Here is a 4,908-nt window from a genome sequence, read left to right as displayed (position 1 = left end):
CTCCTCGGCCTCGACGCCGAGCGCATCGAGGGCGCGGAGGTACTCGGGGTCCGGCTTCGTCCGCTCAACGTCGCTGGCCGTGACCGTGACGTCGAACGCGTCGGCCAGATCGAGCGCATCGAGGACGCGCGTCGTCGTGTGGCGGTCGCTCGTCGTGACGAGTGCGACGGAGCACGCGAACGACCAGGCGTGGCGGACCAAGGCGGCGGTCTCGGGAGACGCCGCGCCGCGGACGGTCTCATCGCCCTCGACCACCGCGCGGTAGTGTTCGAGGCGAACGCGGACGAACGCCTGCCACGACTCTTCGCCCAGCTGGACGATCTCCGACGCCGCAGGCGACAGCCCGAACCGCTCGACCAGTCCTTGCGAGACCTCTTGACGGCTGAGCCCGGCGAGGTCTTTGTGGGCGTCCTCGACGCGATCGATCCCTGTCGCTCCTCACAGGTCGGCCGTGGCGAGAGCGTACGAGCGAGCCTTGAGCCGCTCGGTCTGGACGACCTATCAAGGTCGAAGGCGAGCAGGCGGACGGGCATGGTGGCACAGAGAAGATCTGCCCGTCCTACGCATCGAACAGCGATGGGTCCGTCCTCGGCCCCGAGGTCAGGCTGCCGTCTCGGTCGAGCACAACGACGCGTCGAGGAGCGCGAGGTCGACCTCGAGGACGGGCTGGCCGTCGACCCAGATGGGACAGCGGTGGGCCTCCGCGTACTCGACGGCGCGGTGGGCGAGGGAGACGTAGCCCGGCATCCCAAGTGGGGCGAGCAGGCGAGCGCGATGACCGCCCTCGTCACGTCCCGAGATCACGATCCCGTCCGCCGCCACGTCCACGTAGTCCACGCTGGACCATGGGAGCGCTCGTCGACGCCCGACGGCGTCGTGCCCGACCGCGCGGTGCACGGACAGCTCGACGCGCCAAATCCGGCGGTGCTCTCGGGCCAGGCGGACCATCACGACCACGGCGCTAATGGTGAGGAGCGCTCCACATGCCGCGGCCATGATGTGGGCCTGGGCGCCACCGACAATGGTTACGATCGGGGCCGCCGACACCAGCGCGCCGCTGACGAGCGCAAACCCCACGACGAGCCGCCGCACTCGTGACCGAGCGTCGTCGAGGCCGAGATCGTCGTCGTACACCTGTGCCCAGTCTGCCATTCTGAATTCGTTCCCAGACTGGCGAATGTAGACATCGTGAAGCCGATTGTTCTCGGTTCGAGGCAGACTTTTCGCAATCGGGAGAATCCCTTAGTGCATTCCACTTACGTGGAAAGGTTTGCCATGGCTTGAAGCGTCACTTCGAGGCCGTCGTCGTCCACGTCGCGGTGGAACGTGGCCCTCACGGTCGACGGCCCAAACGGGACGACCAGAATCCCCACTCCTGCCAACCGCTCCACGACCTCGAGGGCGGGTCCGGCATGCGTGTCGAACAAGACGATGTTCGTGTCCGGCGTGCGGACGACCTCGAGGCCGGGCTGCTCGTCAACAGTGTGGGCGAGCCGGCGGGCGCGATCGTGGTCCGCGCGGAGCATCGCGTGGTCATCGCGCTGAAAGTCGTCGAGGGCGACGAGTGCCGCGGCCGCCAGCACGCCCGACTGCCGCATCCCGCCGCCGAGCAGCTTCCGCGCACGCCGACCCTCGCGGATCATCTCGACGGAGCCGGCCAGCACGGACCCGACTGGTGCGCCCAGTCCCTTCGATAAACACACGTTCACCGTGTCGAACGGCCCGGAGAGGGCGGCGGGCTCGACCTCGAGGGCGACGGCCGCGTTCCACAACCTCGCGCCATCGAGGTGCAGCGCCAGCCCACGCCCCCGAGCGGCCTCTGCGACCGGCTCGATGTCCCCGAGGGCGACGGCGACGCCGCCGGCTTTGTTGACCGTGTTCTCGAGGCAGCACAGCGACGTCCTGGCCTCCCAGTCGTGCGCGCCCTGGACCACGCCCTCGAGGTCGGCGACGGTCATCACGCCGCTCTGGTCCCCGACGGGCCGCAGCTGGACGCCCCACAGCGCGGCGGGCGCGGCGCCTTCGTAATGGTAGAGGTGGCTCCGCTCCGCGACGACGGCCTCGTCGCCCGACCGCGTGTGGATGCGGATCGCGATCTGGTTGCCCATCACGCCGGACGGCACGAACAGCCCGGCTTCTTTCCCCAGCACCTCGGCGACCCTCGCTTCGAGCCGCTGGACCGTCGGGTCCTCTCCGAACACGTCGTCCCCGACCTCGGCATCGGCCATCGCTCGGCGCATGGCGGGCGTCGGCCGGGTCACGGTGTCGGAGCGGAGGTCGACGGTCATAGGATTGGGGATTGGGGATTGGGGATTGCCGGGTGCGACCTCGAGGTCAGACAAGTTCCGTCGTCTTTGGTGTGGCGCCTTCGCCCTCGAGGTCGCCTTCCTCGTAGGGCTCGATGAACGGGTCGTCCTCGAGGGCGTGGCGTCGGGCGGCCTCGAGGGCGGCCGAGGCAACGATCTCACGGGACTCGACCCGAACTCCAGCCCTCATCCCTACCAGCCCATCTCGCGCATCCGTCGCTGGATGCGGTCGGACGTGCGGTTCTGTTCCTGAGGTCGGCGAACCAGCGGAGCCGGGAGGATCGCGGTCAGTCGTGCCGCCTGGTCGCGCGAGAGCGAGCCGGCGGTCGTGCCGTAGTGGTGGTTGGCCGCGGCCTCGATGCCGAAGATGCCCGGCCCCCACTCGGCCACGTTGAGGTAGAGCGTGAGCAGCCGGTCCTTCGGCAGGATCCACTCGGCGAGGAACGTGAGCGGGACCTCGAAGGCCTTGCGTACGACCGACCGGTGCGTGGTCAGAAACAGGTTCTTGACCAGCTGTTGCGTCAAGGTCGACGCCCCTCGGACGCGGCCGCCCGCCAGCGCCTCGTCTCGAGCGCGGCGCAGCTCGACGGCGTCGAACCCGTTGTGGGTGTAGAACCGCGCGTCCTCGCTCGCCACGACCGCGTGCCGGATGTCGTCGTCCTGGCCGCTCACCGAGACCGGTCGGTACGACTGGTCGTAGGCGTCACCGGACACGGCGGCCTCGATGTAGCGCTGGAGCTGGACCGTCGTGGCGGGCGGCTCCACCCAGCGGTACGCGACCAGGAGCACCGTGCAGGCGACGAGGTACCCGCCAACGATGCCGACGAGGACCCGAAGGACGGACCACAGCCGACTCCGCCGACGGGTTCGGCGGGCCACGCTAGCGCGTGATCTCGAGAATCTCGAACTGGACGGCGCCGGCCGGCACCTTGACCGATACGACCTCTCCGACTTCGGTCCCAAGCAAGGCCTTGCCAATCGGGCTCTCGACCGAGATCCGGTTCTGCTTGAGATCGGCCTCTTGGGCTGCGACCAGGGTGTAGGTCGCCTCCCGCTTGGCCTTCTTGTTCATCACGCGGACGTTGGACAGGATGCGCGCCTTCGACGCGTCGACCTCGTCCTCGTTGACCACGCGGGCGCTCGCGATGGTGTTCTCCATCTGAGCGATCCGGGCCTCCAGGAGCCCTTGGGCCTCTTTTGCCGCGTCGTACTCGGCGTTCTCCGAGAGATCGCCTTGGGCACGAGCCTCGGCAATCTCTTGGGAGATCTTGGGCCGTTCGACCGTGCGGGCGTGATACAAATCGGCTTTGAGCTTCTGGAGCCCTTCTTCGGTGAGGTAGACGGTGGAGCTCATAGGAGTCGGATGAGGTCCGGGCGAGGCACGGAGGCCGGAAAAAAAGCGCATCCCGACCGGGGGCCGGGATGCGATATCGAGAGACCCGAAGATAACTCCGGTCGGTCGGAGGGCCTAGCCGCGGGCGCCGGTCGAGTCTCGACGTACGATCGAGCGCGGCGTCGGGAGGTCGCCGGCCGGCGGGGCAGGGATGATTCGGCGAGACATCCAGTAGTGGCGGTCCCAGTAGCCTGACTCGACCGTCGAGATGGTCACGCCGCGACTCGAGGACGCGTGGATAAACTCGCCGTCCGAGAGGTACACGCCGACGTGGCGGACGCCGCGGCGCCGGAAGAACACCAAATCGCCAGCTCGGAGCTCATCTCGTCCGATGGCGATTCCTTCGTAGCGCTGGTCGGCCGTCGTGCGGGGAAGGGCGATGCCTAGGTTGTCGCGGACGTATTGGCGAACGAACGCCGAGCAGTCGATCCCGCGACGTGTGGTGCCACCCCAGCGATACGGGATGCCAATCCAGCGTGGCGCGTCCTCGCGAAGGGACGCGTCCAAACGAGCCGTCCGTGCAGCGAGGGCCTCGAGACGAGACATGCGCGTGGACACCGGGACAAAGTCGACCGTGAGGGTGTCGCGTCCTGAGCTGGTGCGGCGGGCAGGGCGGGAGCGGAACGCGGGGCGTGCGTTGGCTCGGCGGACAGGGCGGCGTCGGAGGGCCGTCTCCGCGGCGTCAGAGTCAGACGCTGGGGAGGCGGTCGGGGCCGAGGTGGTCGCCTGTGCGCTCGCGATGGGGGCGCTCGCCGTGGTCGCAAGGGCCACGAGAAGAATCGCTGCGCTACGAAGGATCAATGCCATAGAGGGAACAAACGGTGTGGTGGGGAAGCGCAGAATCTAGCCTCGAAACAGGGCATCGGGGAATCCCCGAAGTGCAGTCGCTGTAAATGAAAGACTAGGCCCCTGTGGAGCACGTTTGGGAGCTGTGTCCGGTCGGTATCGGTCGCCGGCCTCGATGCGTTAAATCTCCGCGCGGCGCGTTCCGAACAGGAGCTCGCGCCCTCGAGGTCGGGTTGACGTGCCAAACGACACATCCAGTCCGTAAGCTCGGCCGTAACACGACTCGTCACCGCAGTTCAACACTCCCATTTCCCATGCCGTACCCCGAACACCTCGTCGCCCCCATGAGAGAGGAGCTGACCCGCCTGGGCGTCCGTGAGCTCCGCACCGCCGCCGACGTCGACACGCTCGTCGACGAGGCCC

Annotated in this window: 8 protein-coding genes; 1 reads left to right on the top strand and 7 read right to left on the bottom strand. The window is 68.1% G+C overall.

Features of this window, described 5'->3' with window-relative positions:
* The 7 genes from WBA11_RS19615 to WBA11_RS19585 form a co-directional block, all read right to left on the bottom strand.
* On the bottom strand, nt 1-342 hold a 342-nt coding region (locus tag WBA11_RS19615), incomplete at its 3' end, for an HAD family hydrolase (protein WP_424522318.1).
* Between the two features lie 258 nt (nt 343-600).
* Nucleotides 601-1,152, bottom strand: a complete 552-nt coding sequence (locus WBA11_RS19610; protein WP_424522316.1) for a hypothetical protein — start codon at nt 1,150-1,152, stop codon at nt 601-603.
* 104 nt (nt 1,153-1,256) lie between these two features.
* On the bottom strand, nt 1,257-2,342 hold the full coding sequence (locus WBA11_RS19605) for a threonine aldolase family protein (RefSeq protein ID WP_424522315.1): 1,086 nt from the start codon (nt 2,340-2,342) through the stop codon (nt 1,257-1,259).
* Nucleotides 2,335-2,496, bottom strand: a complete 162-nt coding sequence (locus WBA11_RS19600; protein WP_424522314.1) for a hypothetical protein — start codon at nt 2,494-2,496, stop codon at nt 2,335-2,337. Before WBA11_RS19600 ends, WBA11_RS19605 begins: the two co-directional genes overlap by 8 nt.
* Before the next feature lie 2 nt (nt 2,497-2,498).
* Entirely contained in the window at nt 2,499-3,185 is a 687-nt protein-coding gene (gene mtgA, locus WBA11_RS19595; RefSeq protein ID WP_424522313.1) for a monofunctional biosynthetic peptidoglycan transglycosylase, read from the bottom strand.
* Between the two features lies 1 nt (nt 3,186).
* The gene (gene greA / locus WBA11_RS19590; RefSeq protein WP_424522312.1) at nt 3,187-3,660 is read right to left on the bottom strand and encodes a transcription elongation factor GreA; all 474 of its coding nucleotides are present in this window, start codon (nt 3,658-3,660) and stop codon (nt 3,187-3,189) included.
* Nucleotides 3,661-3,774: 114 nt separating this feature from the next.
* Nucleotides 3,775-4,245, bottom strand: a complete 471-nt coding sequence (locus WBA11_RS19585; RefSeq protein WP_424522311.1) for a C40 family peptidase — start codon at nt 4,243-4,245, stop codon at nt 3,775-3,777.
* Nucleotides 4,246-4,799: 554 nt separating this feature from the next.
* On the opposite strand from WBA11_RS19585, the gene WBA11_RS19580 reads away from it, so the two are divergent.
* Nucleotides 4,800-4,908, top strand: a 109-nt coding sequence (locus WBA11_RS19580) for a BrxA/BrxB family bacilliredoxin (RefSeq protein ID WP_424522317.1), incomplete at its 3' end; no start/stop codon positions are given.

This window comes from Rubrivirga sp. (genome assembly GCF_049648075.1).
In the GTDB taxonomy this organism is placed as follows: domain Bacteria; phylum Bacteroidota; class Rhodothermia; order Rhodothermales; family Rubricoccaceae; genus Rubrivirga.
The sequence above is the reverse complement of the archived record's forward strand: the minus strand, read 5'-3'. Positions and strand labels throughout refer to the sequence as shown.

Coding starts and splice junctions, on each gene's coding strand:
- WBA11_RS19610 (WP_424522316.1), bottom strand. CDS start 1,152: ATGGCAGACTGGGCACAGGTGTACGACGACGATCTCGGCCTCGACGAC.
- WBA11_RS19600 (WP_424522314.1), bottom strand. CDS start 2,496: ATGAGGGCTGGAGTTCGGGTCGAGTCCCGTGAGATCGTTGCCTCGGCC.
- greA (WP_424522312.1), bottom strand. CDS start 3,660: ATGAGCTCCACCGTCTACCTCACCGAAGAAGGGCTCCAGAAGCTCAAA.
- WBA11_RS19585 (WP_424522311.1), bottom strand. CDS start 4,245: ATGTCTCGTCTCGAGGCCCTCGCTGCACGGACGGCTCGTTTGGACGCG.